Source organism: Natronomonas halophila, assembly GCF_013391085.1.
GTDB lineage: Archaea > Halobacteriota > Halobacteria > Halobacteriales > Haloarculaceae > Natronomonas > Natronomonas halophila.
In genome coordinates, this window is the sequence record NZ_CP058334.1 from 2,487,420 (window position 1) to 2,502,069 (window position 14,650).

The window sequence follows — 14,650 nt, forward strand, 5'->3', positions numbered from 1 at the left end:
GCGAATGCCCGCCCCTGACGCCGTCGACCCACCGGCGATTCCCGAACGCCGACTGCTCGACTCCGGGTGGGCGAAAAAAGAAGAGGTGGTCGAAACCGTCGCCTCGGTGGCGGGTATCACGGTGCGGGCACACACCGCGATTTACGACGATATCGACCTCCGGCGGCGAGTCATCGAGGCGGGCGGCACCGACCGGGTGTGGCGCTTCTTTTTTGCCAGCCGACTGGTCTTTACGCCTTCGCTGAGTTCGAGCATCGTCCGGTTCGCCAAGCCTCGCGTCTTTCGGGAGTCCCGCGAGGGATTCGCCGACCAACTACGGGAGCGGGGCTTCGATGGAGTCAGTATCGGCGAAACGACCGGGATGCACATCGACAGCGATACCACGGGCAAACTGACGACGTACGAGGCGGGTTTCGAGGCTGAAGACCGAACGGTGCCCATCGCTGGCCGGTCGGCAACGTGGTACGACGGAACGTTCTACGTCGCTGGTGACGCCTATCCGACCGAGAACCTCGATGTCGAGTTGTCGACCGAAGAATACGACCGAGAACTGCGGGACCTCATTCGAAGCGTGGGAGAAACCGCGCGAACGTGAGATAGCCGGTGTGGCCGACGCCGGCCGTCGAGGGCCGGGAGCCGCGGTCGTCGAAGTCCATCTGCCGCTGGATGGTTTCGAGCGTCTCGATTTCCGAGAGGCCGGCCTCGCGGGCGGCTTCCGTACACTCACGTGCGGATTCGACGAACGGCGTGTAGGTGGCGACGAAGCCGCCCGAGGCGAGCAGGTCCGGCGCCTGTTCGACGACGGCGGCCGCGTCGGCGGTATCGAGGGTGATGAGGTCGAATGGACCCTCGATGTCGTCCAGTTCTTCGACGATGTCGCCGGTCCGAACGTCGACGCTCTCCGAGACGCCGGCGAGGTCCATGTTCTCGCGGGCGATGTCGGCGAAGTCGGGGTCCTGCTCGTAGGTCGTCACGTCGACGCCGAGGCGGCCGAGATACGCCGACAAGACGCCGGTACCGGTCCCGGCATCGAGGACGCGGTCGCCCGAGGCGACGCCGGTATGGCCGATGACGAGCCCGATATCTCGGGGCATCATCGGCGCGCCGGTTCGTTCGAGATGGTCGAAGAGGTCGGGGCCGCGGAGTCGTCGGACCTCGAACTCCTCGTCGAGATGCGTCTCGAGGACGGTACCGGGCTCGACGTCCTCGGGTATTTCGAGGACGCCGAGGTCGGTCTCCTGTGTCGCGCCGGGTTCGACGAGGAACTCGCGGTTGCCGCGGACGACCAGTACGCGCCGGTCGCTCACTCTGTTTCGAGTTGCTGGACGGCCGCCGCGAGGTCGCCGGTCTCTTCGAGGGCCTCACGCGCCTTTTCCGGGGAGACTTCCGCCCGTCGGGCGACGATTTCGACGTCCTCGTCGGAGAACTCGGGCGTCGACTCGATTTCGGGGTCGCCACCGGCCTCCTCGACTTCCTCGGTTTCCGTACTGCCCTCGCCGCGCGGACGGGTGTCGGGTTCGCCGACGATCTGGTAGGTCTTCTGCCCCTGGGCGTCCATCTCCTGGACGTCCGCGTCGTGGAAGACGAGTTCCTCGTCCTCCGTGCGGATGATGACCTCCTCCGCGTCGATTTCGGTGAGGTCGATACCCATCTGGTTCATCATCTGTTTCATCTTGCGCGGGTTCATCCCGCCGCCTCCTCCAAACATACCCGAACGGAGGGTGCGACGGGGCAAAAAGCCTGATGTTACGCCTCCCTATTCGGCGGGCACGCCCTCGCGGACCTGCACGGCCATGCCCGTGTCGAAATCCGCCATCGCGTCGGCGGACAGTTCCGCCCGCCCGACGGCGATGAGGTGGCCGTCGTAGTGCTCGATAAGGACTTCGTCGCCCGGTCGGACCGCGGGGTCGACGTCGTGGACGAACTTCGCGAAGACGTTCTTCTCGTCGCGGACGAACGGTTCGCTGTCATCGCCAACCACGACGCGATAGGCGGGGGAGTCGAGGGCTGCCTGCAATCGCCGCCCGCCGCCGATACCAAGCGTAAAGCGGCCGTCGGTACCGTAGGAAACGACACGGTCGCCGTCGGCGAGAATCTGCTGCGGCCGGCCGGAACTCGTCCGCTGGACGACGATATCGCCGTCGAACAGCGCCGTCCCCGCGCCGCTCCCGAACTGGTAGTCGGCGATGGTCCGCAACGCGTCGATGTCCCTGCTCATACACCTGCTATCGGCCGTGCGTCGAATACGCCTTTCGAGTCCGTGTCTCTGTGTGATATTCTCACCCGCTGCTTCCGATTCCGCTACACTTAAGCGGGGAAATTACCAACGAGCGTACATGGCAACGGACGTTCGTAAACTCGGGCTCGGTGCGGTCGTACTCCTCGCCAGCAGTATCGCCATCCTCGCGACGGGATCGATTGCGTCGATTCCGAACGTACTCGCTGGAGTCGCGGCACTCGGCCTCGCGGCCGGCGCGCTGCTGGTCGGCCTCTCGGAAGAGGACGCCGCGGTCTAAAATCCGCTTTTTCCGACTTCGCTTATCGCCCATACTTAACAGCCAGCCGTCCGTCCCGTGAGGTATGAATCGACTGGATTCGGTCGGCCGCGCCGCCATCGCGCTCGTCGCGGCGGCGGTCGCCGCGGTCGTTGGCTGGCTGTTGTTCGTCCGAGCACCGGCGGACATCGCCGAACTGGTCGGCGTTCTGCTCGTCATCGTCACCGTCGTTCTCGGACTCCGTGTCGGGAGCAATATCGCCAGTGGGATTCTCCCGGGGTATAACGTCGCCGAGGTAGCGGTCAAGGGGCCGATAACCCGCGACGGCGGCGGATTTCCACCGGGCGCACCGGGCCTTCCGGGTGCCGACGAAATAGTCGACCTCATCGAACAGGCCGACGAGGACGACAACGCCGAGGCACTTCTACTCCGGCTGAATACGCCCGGCGGCGCCGTCGTTCCGAGCGACGATATCCGGCGTGCGGCCGAACGCTTCGACGGACCGACCGTCGCCTACGCGACTGACACCTGCGCCAGCGGCGGCTACTGGATCGCCAGCGGCTGTGACGAACTGTGGGCCCGGGAGGGCAGCATCGTCGGCTCCATCGGCGTTCGGGGCTCGCGGATGACCGCCTCGGAACTCCTCGACAAGGCCGGCCTCGAATACGAGCAGTTCACCGCCGGCGAATACAAGGAAGCGGGCACTCCGTTCTCCGAGATGGACGAGGACGAACGCGAGTACCTGCAGGGGCTTATCGACGACTACTACGACCAGTTCGTCGAGACGGTCGCAGAGGGCCGCAGCATGGATGCCGAAGCCATCCGCGAAACCGAGGCCAAGGTGTTCCTCGGCCAGCAGGCTCACGAGATGGGCCTCGTCGACGATATCGGTACCCACGAGGACGTCGAAGAGCGACTCGAACACCTGCTCGACGAGGACGTCGAAACGACGGAACTGGAACCGAGCCACGGCGTTGCCGAACGACTGCGTGGTGGCGCCGAACGTGTCGCCTTCGCGGCTGGTGCTGGTGTCGCAAGCCGGTTTACCGACGACAACGGCGAGTTCAAATTCCAGGTCTGAGCGGGCCACAGCCTGAAGGCTTTTACTCCGGCGTGAGCAACGCTTCCCTGTGAGTACTCTGGTCGTCTGTGTCGACCGCGAGGGGGGCCTCGGCCCCGATGGCCCAATCGTGGGGTGGGAGGCTATTCAGGCGCTTGTCACGGATGTCGGGGTGAACGACCCCGAGGACAGCCGTGTCAACTGTCTGCTGGAGACGCTTCGCGTCGCGCGTGACCTTCGGGATGGAGGCGAGGAGGCCGTCGTCGCGGTGGTCTCCGGCGGCGGCGATGGCGTCAACAGCGACCGTACGGTCGCCCGACAGACCGACCAGCTCGTTGCGGATTACGACCCCGAATCGGCCATCGTCGTCACGGATTCGGCCAGCGACGAACGCCTGATACCGATAATCGAGAGCCGTGTGCAGGTCGACGCCGTCGACCGGGTCGTCGTCCGGCAGTCCCACGACATCCAGTCGACGTACTACCTGCTCAAACAGTTCTTGGCCGACGAGGAGTTGCGAGGGACCGTGCTCGTGCCCATCGGTGCGGCGCTGCTGGCGTTTCCCGTGCTGTTGTTACTCGCCGACAGTGTCGCCGTTGCGCTGTCGGCTATCGCTGCCGTTATCGGAACCTTCCTGCTGTACAAGGGCCTCGGCATCGACGATTTCGTCTCGACGCTCCCTCGGCGGGTGCAGGACGCGTTCTACTCGGGACAGATGTCGCTCGTCACCTACGTCGTCGGCGCGGGACTGGCGCTCGTCGGCGTCTTCGCGGGCGGGATTAGCGCGACGTCGATGGGAAGTACCAGCGAGCTTCTGGTCGGATTGCGGTTCGTCTTCGACAGCGTGCCGTGGTTCGCGGCGGCGGCGCTGGCGGCCGCCACGGGCCGACTCATCGACGAACTTCTGGCCGAAGAGGGCGTCTCCAGCGCGCTGATGAACCTTCCCTTCGGCGTCATCGCGGTCGGCCTCGTCGTCCGGGGCTTTACCGGCTATTTCCTCGAACGGTCGGACGTAATCGAGGCCTTTTCGATGCCGCCGATAAACGCCGGTCCGGTCTTCGTCGAGGGGTTTACCCTCTCGATTTGGGGCCGCCTCGCACTGTACGTCGCGGCCGGCATCCTCGTGAGCTTTGCCGGCGTCGCCTTCACCTCGCGGATGAGCGAGGCCGACCAGTCGGTCGAGGAATACCCCGAGTGACCGAACCGACGCCCCTATAGCCGCCGCTCGGCTACCGCAGGATATGGATCCGTGGGTGAGCCTCTTTTCGGGGGGTAAGGACTCGTCGTGGGCGCTCTATCGGGCGCTCCAGCAGGACAAGCCGGTCGAACGACTGGTCACGGTCCACCCGGAAGGAGACTCCTTCATGTACCACGTCCCGGCGACGGAGTTGGCGTCGCTGGCCGCCGAGAGTGTCGGGATTCCGCTCGTCGACGTGCATCCCGAGGACTTCGAGGCGGAAGCCAGCATGGACGAGGACAGCGGCGAGCGCGGCGACCGGGAACTCGAACCGCTCGAAGACGCGCTGGTCGACCTTAGCGAGGAACTCGGCGGGATCGACGGCGTAACCGCTGGTGCCGTCGAAAGCAGCTATCAGACGACCCGCATCGAGGGGATGTGCGAGCGGCTGGACGCCGAGCTATTCGCGCCGCTGTGGCAGGAGGACCCCCGCGAACTCGCCGAGGCGATGCTCGATGCCGGCTTCGAGATCACCATCATCCGCGTGGCCGCCTACGGCCTCGACGAGTCGTGGCTCGGGCGAACGCTCGACGCCGAGGCGCTCGCGGAACTCGAAGACCTCAACGACGAATACGGGGTCCATATCCTCGGAGAAGGCGGCGAGTTCGAGACGCTGGTCACCGACGCGCCACACATGGACCGACCCATCGAACTCGAATACGACACCGAGTTCGACGGCTCCCGCGGGACGTTACGGATTACCGACGCGTGGCTGGGCGAGTAGCGAACAGGCGGAACGTTCGACGGTTCGACAGCCCGCGTCCCACACTCCCGCCTCGACGGGCCGCCGGTATCGGTCAGGTCACGGGCGGGATGGCTTCCTTTTTGTTTATAAATGGACGGAGCGTCCGTTACAAAAGACACTTGACCACGGGTTTTGTCGGTTCCTGTAATGAAAGCCGTCGTCCTCGCTGGTGGTTATGCGACGCGTCTGTGGCCGATTACGAAGCACCGTCCGAAGATGCTGTTACCCATCGGCGAAACCACCGTCATCGACCGCATTTTCGAGGCTCTGGAGCGTGACGACCGAATCGATGAGGTCTACGTCTCCACGAACGAGCGGTTCGCCGAGGAGTTCGAGGCTCATCTCGCCGAAAGCGACTTCGAGAAGCCGACCCTCTCGGTCGAGGACACGACCGAGGAATCCGAGAAGTTCGGTGTCATCGGCGCGCTCGGCCAACTCGTCGACCGCGAGGGCATCGACGACGATCTAGTCGTCGTCGCCGGGGACAACCTCATCGGCTTCGACCTCTCGGAGTTCGTCGACTTCTTCGAGGAGAAAGGAACTACCACCATCGCCGCCTACGACGTGGGCGACCGCGAGAAGGCCAAATCCTACGGGCTGGTCGACCTCGAAGACGACCGGGTCGTCGACTTCCAGGAGAAACCCGACGAACCCAAGAGCACGCTTGTCTCCATCGCTTGCTACGGATTCCCGGCCGAATCGATTCGCTTCGAGGAGTATCTCGCGGGCGACAACAACCCGGACGAACCGGGCTGGTTCATCCAGTGGCTCCAGTCCCGGGAGTCGGTACACGCCTTCGTCTTCGAGGAGCCGTGGTTCGACATCGGAACCCCCGAGTCGTATCTGGAGGCGATTGCGTGGGAACTCGACGGCGACAGCGTCATCGCCGAATCGGCGACCGTCGAACGGTCGACTATCGGCGATAACGTTCACGTCATGGACGGCGCCGAAATCGTCGATGCGACGCTGGACCGCTCTATCGTCTTCGAGAACGCGACGGTCGCCGACTGTGAAATCCACGAGACCATCATCGACGAGGGGACTCGCATCGAGAACGTCGACCTCGCGGGCGCGCTCATCGGCGCCCACACGCAGTTGACGAACGGAACCGAGGAGTAGGTTTTAGCCCGTCGACTACCCAGTGCGGGTATGGAGGGCGCAGAGCAAACGACCCGACAGCGAATCGCAGATTTTCTTCGGCACGAATCGGCCGAGGCGAGCACGCTCGCAGCCGAATTCGAGATTACGACGCCATCGGCACTCTCCCATGTCGAACACATCGCTCAGTCGCTGGAGGGGACCGACGAGGAACTGCTCGTTGCACCGCCGGAGTGTCAGGACTGTAGCTTCCACGAGTTCGACGACCTCATCAACCGCCCCTCGCGCTGCCCGGAGTGTAAAAGCGAGAACGTGAGCGACCCCGTCTTCACCATCGAGTAGGGCGCTGGGACGGTGTTCGGAGGGCTCAGAAACTGTTTTTCAACTTCTCGAAGAAGCCCTGCTCGACGTCGATTTCCTCGCCGCCGGCCTCGGCAAAGGCTTCGAGGGCCTCCCGCTGTTCCTCGTTGAGATTGTCGGGCGTGACGACCTGTACCTGCACGTAGAGGTCGCCCTGCCCGCGGCGCTGGAGGCGCGGCATCCCCTTGTTACGGAGGCGGAACGTCTCGCCGCTCTGGGTGCCCGCGGGGATATCCATCTCGACGGTGCCGTCGAGCGTCGGGATTTCGACGGTGTCGCCGAAGACGGCCTGCGGGAAGGAGATCGGGTGATGATACTGCAGGTCGTCGCCGTCACGGTCGAACTCCTCGTGGTCCTCGACCTTGATTTCGACCAGTAGGTCTCCCTTCGGTCCGCCGTTCTCGCCGGGGGCACCCTCGCGGTCCATCCGGAGGGTCTGGCCGCTCCGGATGCCGGCCGGAATCTCGACTTCGAGGGTGGATTCCTCCTGAACGTGGCCCTCGCCGCGGCAGGTCGAACACGTCTCCGAATAGATGGTCCCCTCGCCGTCACACTGCGGACAGGTCTGGGTCTGCTGGACGCGGCCGAGCGGCGTCTGCCGGACGGTGCGCTGCTGTCCTTGACCGTTACAGGCCGAACAGGTGCGGGCGTCGGCGTCCGGCGGGTGGCCCGCGCCGTCACAGTCCGGACAGCGCTCGGGCCGGTTGACGGTGAGTTGCTTCGTGACGCCCTCGAAGGCGTCTTCGAGGTCGATGGTAAGACGGGTCCGGAGGTCCGCGCCCTGCTGGGGACCGGAGCGGGAGCCGCCACCACCGAAGAACTGCTCGAAGATGTCGTTCATGCCGCCGCCACCGCCAGCGCCGCCGAAGGGGCCACCGCCCATGCCCCCCATGCCGCCGGCGCCGCCCTCGGTCGCGCCGTGTTTTTCGGCTTCCTGGAAGCGTTCGTGGCCCATCTGGTCGTACATCTGCCGCTTTTCGTCGTCCGTCAGGACCTCCTTGGCCTTCTTGGCCTTCTTGAACTTCTCCTCGGCGTTCGGATCGTCGGAGACGTCCGGGTGGTATTCGGTGGCTTTCTCGCGGAAGGCCTGCTGTATCTCCTCTTCGCTCGCGTCTCTGTCGACGCCCAGCACCGAGTAGAAGTCCTCGCTCATTCGTTGAAAGGGCCTAATCGGTTGAGACACTTGAAAAGAACGGGTCGCGGCCCACAGATGACATATCGAATACAAAACAGCAGTTCAGGGAATCGTTAACACTCCGTACGCCGTTCGTCTTCCCATGTCCGCCGAGCACTACGTCCCGGTCTGTGAGCTCGCTGACCTCGAAGCCGAGGGCCGACAGGTCGTCCAGGAGAACGGTCAGGCAATCGCGCTGTTCTTCCACGAGGAGGAGGTCTACGCCGTCGACAACCGCTGTCCGCATATGGGCTTTCCGCTCGCCCGCGGGACCGTCGACGAGGGAATTCTCACCTGCCACTGGCACCACGCCCGGTTCGAGTTGGAAAAGGGCGACACCTTCGACCCGTGGGCCGACGACGTCCAGACGTTCCCGGTCGAGATTCGCGACGACGAGGTCTATCTCGACCCCGACCCCGAACCGACCGTCCCGCCCGCGACGCGCTGGCGGAACCGCCTTGCGGACGGCCTGCAGGAAAACCTCTCGCTCGTGCAGGCGAAGTCGGTTATCGGTCTGGATGACTACGGCGACGGCTTCTATACGCCCGTCGAGACGGCGGTCAACTTCGGCACGAAGTACCGCGCCTCCGGGTGGGGCCGCGGCCTGACGACGCTGTCGTACATGGCGGAACTGTACGACGACGTCGGCGGCCGCGACAAGCGTCGGGCCATGTTCGCCGGCGTCCGAGAGGTGGCCGACAACGTCGCTGGCGAGGCGCCGCGGTTCCAGCAGTACTCCTTCGAGAACCGCGACCTCTCGAAGGAACGTCTCAAATCGTGGTTCCGGGAGAACTGCGAGGTGCGGGACGCCGACGGCGCCGAGCGGACACTGTTGACAGCCATCGACGCGCTCCCGCCGGAGGACGTCGTCGAGATCCTGGTTGCGGCGGCAACCGACCACCTCTACATGAACAGCAGCCACACGCTGGATTTCATCAACAGCGCGCTGGCGACTCTGGACCATCTCGGCTGGGAGGAGCACGCTGAGTCCGTCCTCGCGTCGACGGTGCCGCAACTCACCGAAGCGGGCCGCTCGGAGGAACTCTCCTCGTGGCGCCAGCCGGTCGACATCGCCGAACTCTGCTTCGATGCCCACGACCGGCTCGACTCGCTCGTGGCAGCCGGCGAGGGGAAGACGTGGGACGAACCTGACGGCTTCATCGAGACCATGCTGTCCGACGACGCCGAGGCTATCATCGACGCGCTCTGTGATGCCATCGCCGACGGCGCCACACAGGAGGAACTGACCGACGCCGTCGCCCGCGCGGCGACCCGGCGGGTGGCTTACTTCGCGACGAACAACGAGTTCGGCGACTGGGACACTGTCCATCACACGTTCGTCTACGCTCACGCGGCCCACGAACTGGCCCACCGGACCGACGCCACGGAAGTCTATCGGGCCTGCTTCGATGGCGCGATGAGCGTCTACCTCGACCGCTTCCTCAATAGCCCTCGCGCTCCCGAACCGACGCCCGGTGATACGGGCCGCGACCCCGAAGAAATCCGCAGCGACCTGCTGGAGGCCTTCGACCGGCAGGGGGATGTCAACCGCGCGGGTCGACTCGTGGCCGAACACTTCGAGGCCGACGGCGACCCCGCGGACCTCAAGCGCATCCTCGGCCGCGGCCTGCTCCGAGAGGACGCGGACTTCCACACGTTCCAGAACGTCTCCGGGTCCTTCCGCCGATTCGACGCGCTGGAAGACGACGAAGAGCGCCGCTACGCGCTCGTCGCCGGTGCCCGATATCTCGCGGCCCACACGCCGACCAACCGAGAACACGAACAGACGTTCTCCATTGCCACCCGCCTCCACCGCGGCGAACGACTCCACGAGGCCGAGTAGGCCACGGGTTTATATGTCCACGAAGCGAACGGTTCCGATATGCCCGAAGTCCACCTCGACGCCGAAACCGTAGAGAAACTCGACGGGCTCCGACGTGATGACGAGTCCTACGACGAACTCATCAACGAACTCATCAATATCTACGAGGCCGGCGAGCGCACCCTCGCCCACGGTGGCGACCACGTCAGTTCGGAATAACGGCGTCATTGCGGCTTGCAGTCCCGATTTCTCCCGATTCATTAGGCCGTCCAGCGACATGCTAGTCGCTGCGCTATCAGGGTATCGAAACCGCAAAAAACCGCTGAAGGGAGGACTCGTGCTCCCTACGGTCGCGTCTCGCTATTCTTCGTCGTCTTCGTCGACGTCCTCGAAGTCGGCGTCGACGAACTCCTCGTCGTCGCCGTCGGCACCGGCAGCGCCGCCGGGGCCAGCGCCACCGGGACCGGCACCGCCCATGCCACCCATGCCGCCCATACCGCCGGCACCACCAGCGCCCGCACCGGCGCCGCCTGCGCCGGCCTGGGCCTCCTGCTGGTACATCTGCTTGCCGATCTCTTGGAGGGCCTCCGAGAGGCTCTCGGTGGCCGCTTCGAGGGCCTCGGTGGCCGCTTCGAGTTCGTCGCTGTCGACCTCGGCGTACTCCTCGAGGGCTTCCTCGATGGCCTCGATTTCGGCCTCGATGTCCTCGCGGGTCTCCTCGTCGACCTGCTCTTCGTTCTCTTCGAGGAGGGTCTCGGCGCGCTGGACCGAGGATTCGGCATCGTTGCGGGCCTCGACGAACTCACGCCGCTTCTCGTCTTCTTCGGCGTGCTTTTCGGCTTCCTCCTGCATCTCCTCGATTTCCTCGTCGGAGAGGCCGACGCCGCCCTCGATGGTGATGTCCTCGCTGTTGCCGGAGCCTTTGTCCTCGGCTTCGACGTTGACGATACCGTTCTCGTCGATGTTGAACGTCACTTCAATCTGGGGCGTTCCGGCGGGCGCCGGCGGGATGCCGGTCAGCTGGAAAGCGCCGAGCAGTTCGTTCTCCTCGGCGATTTCGCGCTCGCCCTGGAAGACACGGATGTTGACCGAGGTCTGGTTGTCCGCGGCGGTCGTGAAGACCTTGGATTCCTCGGTCGGAATGGTCGTGTTCTTGTCGATGAGACGCTCGAAGATGCCGCCCTTGACCTCGATACCGAGGCTGAGGGGCGTCACGTCGAGCAGGACGATGTCGTCGACGTCGCCGGAGAGGACGCCACCCTGAATGGCCGCGCCGAGCGCGACGGCCTCGTCGGGATTGACGTTCTTCTTGGGTTCCTGACCGGCGAGGTCCTCGACTTTCTCTTGGACTTGCGGCATCCGCGTGGAGCCACCGACGAGGATGACCTCGTCGATGTCACCCTTGTCGTAGCCGGCGTCCTGAAGAGCCTGCTCCGTCGGGCCGACGGTCCGCTCGACGAGGTCCGAGGTGAGCGATTCGAACTTCGCGCGAGTGAGTTTCTCTTCGAGGTTGAGCGGGCCTTCGTCCGTCGCGGCGATGAACGGGAGGTTGATGGTGGTCTCCTTCCGCGAGGAGAGTTCGATTTTGGCCTCCTCGGCGGCGTCCTTCAGGCGCTGGAGGGCCTGCCGGTCGTCGCGGAGGTCGATGCCGTGTTCCTCCTCGAAGGAGTCAGCGAGGTAGTCGATGATGGCGTGGTCCCAGTCGTCGCCACCGAGGTCGTTGTCCCCGTTCGTGGCGACGACCTCGTAGACGCCCCCACCGAGGTCGAGAACGGAGACGTCGAAGGTCCCCCCACCGAGGTCGTAGACGAGCACGGTCTGGTCGGATTCGTCGTCGAGGCCGTAGGCCATCGCCGCCGCGGTCGGCTCGTTGACGATGCGTTCGACCTCGAAGCCGGCGATTTCGCCGGCGTCCTTGGTCGCCTGTCGCTGCTTGTCGTTGAAGTAGGCGGGAACCGTGATGACGGCCTTCTCGATATCGTCGCCGAGGTACTCCTCGGCGTCGTGTTTGATTTTCTGGAGAATCATCGCCGAAATCTGCTCGGGCGTGTAGTCCTCGCCCTCGATTTCGACGGTGTAGTCGTCCTCGCCCATGTGCCGCTTGATGGACTGGATGGTCCGCTCGGGGTTCTGGACGGCCTGGTTCTTCGCCGGTTTCCCGACGAGTCGCTCACCGTCGTCCGAGAACGCGACGACCGAGGGCGTGGTTCGCTCACCCTCGCTGTTTACGATAATCTCGGGGTCGCCACCCTCCATGACCGCGAAGGCGGAGTTGGTGGTACCGAGGTCGATACCGAGAATCTTGTTGCTCGCCATGTTGCCCGTAGATACCGGACTGAATCGGTTAAAAGTTGCTAGACACACCGACACAGGGCGCCGGCAGGAGTGCTCGTTCCGGTGGTTTTCGAACCTCCGACCGATCGAATCACCAAATATAAACAGAAGCGCAAAACAAGCCGTCAGAGCGTCCGTCCCGGCGGTTCCCGGCGGCGGAAACTGACCCTACTCCTCGGCGACGGTCACCTGCGCCGGACGCAGGACCTTGCCGGCCATCTCGTAGCCGGGCCGTTGCACGTCGTCGACGGTGCCGGCCGGCTGGTCGCTCTCCACGCGGAGCAGGACCTCGTGGCGCTGGGGGTCGACGTCCGTGCCCGGTTCGGGTTCGATGGGGTCGACGTTCTCGGAGGCGAGCACGTCGTCCAGTTGGCGGAAGGTCGCCTCGACACCTTCGCGGATGTCGGTGCCCTCGTCCTGTTCGAGCGCGCGCTTGAGGTTGTCCCGAACCTCTAGCAGTTCGGTCACGAGGTCCTCGGTGGCTCGCTGGCGTTCCTGCTCGCGGCGTTTCTCCTGTCGCTTCTTGTAGTTCTGGAACTCCGCTTGCTTGCGCTTGAGGCGGTCCTCGAAGTCCTCGCGCTCGGTGCGGGCCTCCTCCAGTTCCAGTTCGAGGTCGCCGACCGCCTCGCGGAGGGTCGCGATTTCCTCGGCGACTTCCTCGGGGTCGCTGTCGGCGACGTGTTCCTGTATCTCGCCGACGTCGACCGTTTCGACGTCGATATCGGCGTCGACACCGCCGAGGCTGACGTCCTCGTCGGCCGCTGCGTCGGCGTCGGCGCCGTTCTCGGAGTGTTCGACTCCCTGCTCCTCGGTCATACATGGAAAGAGCCGTTCGGCGCGTATAAGGATTGAGAAACCTCGCGTGCGGTGCCTCGACTCCCGGTCGCGGACCGCCGCTCGCCCGTCGGAGTTAAACCGTCGCGTCGCCGACTCCGTTTGTGGTCCGGCTTCGATACGACGACGGGACGATACGCGTCGACGGCGAGGGTGCCGACGCGCTCGATGGGCTGTCCTTCGTGACGGCCGACGAGCGCTCACAGAGCCGCCGCGCCCCCGCCTTCCGCTACCCGTTCGTCCGCGATACCTGTTACAACCGGAACCTCCCGGTCGACGACGCCGTCCTCGATACGCCGGACCTGCCCGCCCTCTCGACGGCCTACGAACTCCGCCCGTACCAGCAGGACGCCCTCGACGCCTGGCGCGGCGGCAACGACCGTGGCGTCGTCGAACTCCCGACCGGCAGCGGCAAGACCGTCCTCGCCATCGCGGCCATCGCCGTCCTCGAAACGCCGACGCTCGTGGTCGTCCCGACCATCGACCTGCTGGAGCAATGGCGCGGCGAACTCCAGGCCGAGTTCGGCGACAGGGCCGCCATCGGCCAGTTGGGCGGCGGCACTCAGCAGGTCGAACCCATCACTGTCACCACGTACGATTCGGCCTACCTCCGGGCCGACGAGTTGGGCGACCGCTTCGGCTTCCTGATCTTCGACGAGGTCCACCACCTCGGCGGCGAGGGCTACCGCGATATCGCCCGCCTGATGGCCGCACCCGCCCGCCTCGGCCTCACCGCGACCTTCGAGCGGCCCGACGGCGCCCACGAAGCCATCGAGGAACTCGTGGGGTCGGTCGTCTACGAGCGTTCGGCGGACGAACTGGCCGGCGACCACCTCGCCAACTACGCCATCAAGCGGCTCGAGGTCGACCTGACGCCCGAGGAACGCGAACGCTACGAGGAGCATCAGGGCACCTTCACCGACTACCTCGCCAAATCGAGCATCGAGCTCCGCAGCGGCAGCGACTATCAGGAACTCGTCAAACGCTCCGGGACCGACCCCGAAGCACGGGAGGCCCTGCTCGCCAAGCAGCATGCCCGCGAAGTGATGATGAACGCCGACCGGAAGGTCGAGAAACTGGCCGAGATTCTCGACAGACACGCCGAGGACCGCGTCATCATCTTTACGGCCTACACGGACCTCGTCTACGACCTCGCCGAGCGCTTCCTCATCCCACCGATTACGAACGAGACGGGCGCCGAGGAACGCCGCGAAATCCTCGACCGCTTCCGCCGCGGAGACTACTCGCGGGTCGTCACCGCCAACGTCCTCGACGAGGGCGTCGACGTCCCCGACGCCAACGTGGCCGTCGTCCTTTCGGGGTCCGGCAGCGAGCGGGAGTTCACCCAGCGACTCGGCCGGGTCCTCCGTCCCAAAAGCGACGGTGGGCGCGCCCTTCTGTATGAAGTCGTCACCAGCGAAACGGCCGAAGAGCGAGTGTCGCGCCGCCGACGGTAGCCGATAGCCCTTTTAAATATCCGGACGACTCGGA

General features: G+C 65.0%; 16 protein-coding genes. 10 read left to right on the forward strand and 6 right to left on the reverse strand.

Going from position 1 to position 14,650, the window contains the following annotated elements; all coding sequences use genetic code 11:
- The first annotated feature begins 4 nt into the window (after window positions 1–4).
- Entirely contained in the window at window positions 5–595 is a 591-nt protein-coding gene (locus HWV23_RS13275) for a DUF6517 family protein (protein ID WP_178290875.1), read from the forward strand.
- Here HWV23_RS13275 and HWV23_RS13280 read toward each other — a convergent pair.
- From HWV23_RS13280 to HWV23_RS13290, 3 genes are read right to left on the reverse strand one after another with little or no spacing between them, the layout of a single operon-like run.
- Window positions 561–1,307, reverse strand: coding sequence for a tRNA (adenine-N1)-methyltransferase (locus tag HWV23_RS13280; RefSeq protein ID WP_178290876.1), 747 nt, complete (start codon window positions 1,305–1,307; stop codon window positions 561–563). The two genes, HWV23_RS13275 and HWV23_RS13280, sit on opposite strands and share 35 nt — an antisense overlap.
- The gene (locus HWV23_RS13285; protein WP_178290877.1) at window positions 1,304–1,708 is read right to left on the reverse strand and encodes a nascent polypeptide-associated complex protein; all 405 of its coding nucleotides are present in this window, start codon (window positions 1,706–1,708) and stop codon (window positions 1,304–1,306) included. The genes HWV23_RS13280 and HWV23_RS13285 overlap by 4 nt, the downstream gene beginning before the upstream one ends.
- A gap of 48 nt (window positions 1,709–1,756) precedes the next feature.
- The gene (locus HWV23_RS13290) at window positions 1,757–2,218 is read right to left on the reverse strand and encodes a PUA domain-containing protein (protein ID WP_178290878.1); all 462 of its coding nucleotides are present in this window, start codon (window positions 2,216–2,218) and stop codon (window positions 1,757–1,759) included.
- A 118-nt stretch (window positions 2,219–2,336) separates the two neighbouring features.
- Here HWV23_RS13290 and HWV23_RS13295 point away from each other — a divergent pair, with 118 nt between their 5' ends.
- From HWV23_RS13295 to HWV23_RS13320, 6 genes are all read left to right on the forward strand, one after another.
- A complete protein-coding gene (locus HWV23_RS13295) occupies window positions 2,337–2,516 on the forward strand; it encodes a hypothetical protein (RefSeq protein WP_178290879.1) in 180 nt (59 codons plus the stop codon).
- Window positions 2,517–2,580: 64 nt separating this feature from the next.
- Window positions 2,581–3,576, forward strand: coding sequence for a signal peptide peptidase SppA (sppA, locus tag HWV23_RS13300; protein ID WP_178290880.1), 996 nt, complete (start codon window positions 2,581–2,583; stop codon window positions 3,574–3,576).
- A gap of 49 nt (window positions 3,577–3,625) precedes the next feature.
- Entirely contained in the window at window positions 3,626–4,753 is a 1,128-nt protein-coding gene (locus tag HWV23_RS13305) for a DUF373 family protein (protein WP_178290881.1), read from the forward strand.
- A gap of 43 nt (window positions 4,754–4,796) precedes the next feature.
- Window positions 4,797–5,516, forward strand: coding sequence for a diphthine--ammonia ligase (locus tag HWV23_RS13310; RefSeq protein WP_178290882.1), 720 nt, complete (start codon window positions 4,797–4,799; stop codon window positions 5,514–5,516).
- Between the two features lie 168 nt (window positions 5,517–5,684).
- Window positions 5,685–6,656 carry a nucleotidyltransferase family protein gene (locus tag HWV23_RS13315; protein WP_178290883.1) on the forward strand — a complete coding sequence of 324 codons (972 nt, stop codon included), beginning with the start codon at window positions 5,685–5,687 and terminating at the stop codon, window positions 6,654–6,656.
- Between the two features lie 30 nt (window positions 6,657–6,686).
- Entirely contained in the window at window positions 6,687–6,977 is a 291-nt protein-coding gene (locus HWV23_RS13320) for a transcriptional regulator (protein WP_178290884.1), read from the forward strand.
- Between the two features lie 25 nt (window positions 6,978–7,002).
- On the opposite strand, the gene dnaJ is transcribed toward HWV23_RS13320, so the two are convergent.
- The gene (dnaJ, locus tag HWV23_RS13325; protein ID WP_178290885.1) at window positions 7,003–8,148 is read right to left on the reverse strand and encodes a molecular chaperone DnaJ; all 1,146 of its coding nucleotides are present in this window, start codon (window positions 8,146–8,148) and stop codon (window positions 7,003–7,005) included.
- Between the two features lie 124 nt (window positions 8,149–8,272).
- Here dnaJ and HWV23_RS13330 point away from each other — a divergent pair, with 124 nt between their 5' ends.
- Together HWV23_RS13330 and HWV23_RS13335 are read left to right on the forward strand one after the other, a co-directional pair.
- Window positions 8,273–10,012, forward strand: a complete 1,740-nt coding sequence (locus HWV23_RS13330) for a Rieske (2Fe-2S) protein (RefSeq protein ID WP_178290886.1) — start codon at window positions 8,273–8,275, stop codon at window positions 10,010–10,012.
- Between the two features lie 39 nt (window positions 10,013–10,051).
- Window positions 10,052–10,210, forward strand: a complete 159-nt coding sequence (locus HWV23_RS13335) for a DUF7557 family protein (protein WP_178290887.1) — start codon at window positions 10,052–10,054, stop codon at window positions 10,208–10,210.
- A 141-nt stretch (window positions 10,211–10,351) separates the two neighbouring features.
- Here HWV23_RS13335 and dnaK read toward each other — a convergent pair whose 3' ends face one another.
- Window positions 10,352–12,307, reverse strand: coding sequence for a molecular chaperone DnaK (gene dnaK / locus HWV23_RS13340; RefSeq protein WP_178290888.1), 1,956 nt, complete (start codon window positions 12,305–12,307; stop codon window positions 10,352–10,354).
- 186 nt (window positions 12,308–12,493) lie between these two features.
- Window positions 12,494–13,141 carry a nucleotide exchange factor GrpE gene (locus tag HWV23_RS13345; RefSeq protein ID WP_178290889.1) on the reverse strand — a complete coding sequence of 216 codons (648 nt, stop codon included), beginning with the start codon at window positions 13,139–13,141 and terminating at the stop codon, window positions 12,494–12,496.
- A 122-nt stretch (window positions 13,142–13,263) separates the two neighbouring features.
- Here HWV23_RS13345 and HWV23_RS13350 point away from each other — a divergent pair, with 122 nt between their 5' ends.
- On the forward strand, window positions 13,264–14,616 hold the full coding sequence (locus HWV23_RS13350; protein WP_178290890.1) for a DEAD/DEAH box helicase: 1,353 nt from the start codon (window positions 13,264–13,266) through the stop codon (window positions 14,614–14,616).
- The last annotated feature ends 34 nt before the right edge of the window (window positions 14,617–14,650 follow it).

Bases quoted from the DNA above. Each gene is read 5' to 3' on its own strand.
- dnaK (WP_178290888.1), bottom strand. From the start codon at position 12,307: ATGGCGAGCAACAAGATTCTCGGTATCGACCTCGGTACCACCAACTCC.
- HWV23_RS13285 (WP_178290877.1), bottom strand. From the start codon at position 1,708: ATGTTTGGAGGAGGCGGCGGGATGAACCCGCGCAAGATGAAACAGATG.
- HWV23_RS13275 (WP_178290875.1), top strand. From the start codon at position 5: ATGCCCGCCCCTGACGCCGTCGACCCACCGGCGATTCCCGAACGCCGA.
- HWV23_RS13290 (WP_178290878.1), bottom strand. From the start codon at position 2,218: ATGAGCAGGGACATCGACGCGTTGCGGACCATCGCCGACTACCAGTTC.
- sppA (WP_178290880.1), top strand. From the start codon at position 2,581: ATGAATCGACTGGATTCGGTCGGCCGCGCCGCCATCGCGCTCGTCGCG.
- HWV23_RS13330 (WP_178290886.1), top strand. From the start codon at position 8,273: ATGTCCGCCGAGCACTACGTCCCGGTCTGTGAGCTCGCTGACCTCGAA.
- HWV23_RS13295 (WP_178290879.1), top strand. From the start codon at position 2,337: ATGGCAACGGACGTTCGTAAACTCGGGCTCGGTGCGGTCGTACTCCTC.
- HWV23_RS13345 (WP_178290889.1), bottom strand. From the start codon at position 13,141: ATGACCGAGGAGCAGGGAGTCGAACACTCCGAGAACGGCGCCGACGCC.
- HWV23_RS13335 (WP_178290887.1), top strand. From the start codon at position 10,052: ATGCCCGAAGTCCACCTCGACGCCGAAACCGTAGAGAAACTCGACGGG.
- HWV23_RS13320 (WP_178290884.1), top strand. From the start codon at position 6,687: ATGGAGGGCGCAGAGCAAACGACCCGACAGCGAATCGCAGATTTTCTT.
- dnaJ (WP_178290885.1), bottom strand. From the start codon at position 8,148: ATGAGCGAGGACTTCTACTCGGTGCTGGGCGTCGACAGAGACGCGAGC.
- HWV23_RS13315 (WP_178290883.1), top strand. From the start codon at position 5,685: ATGAAAGCCGTCGTCCTCGCTGGTGGTTATGCGACGCGTCTGTGGCCG.
- HWV23_RS13310 (WP_178290882.1), top strand. From the start codon at position 4,797: ATGGATCCGTGGGTGAGCCTCTTTTCGGGGGGTAAGGACTCGTCGTGG.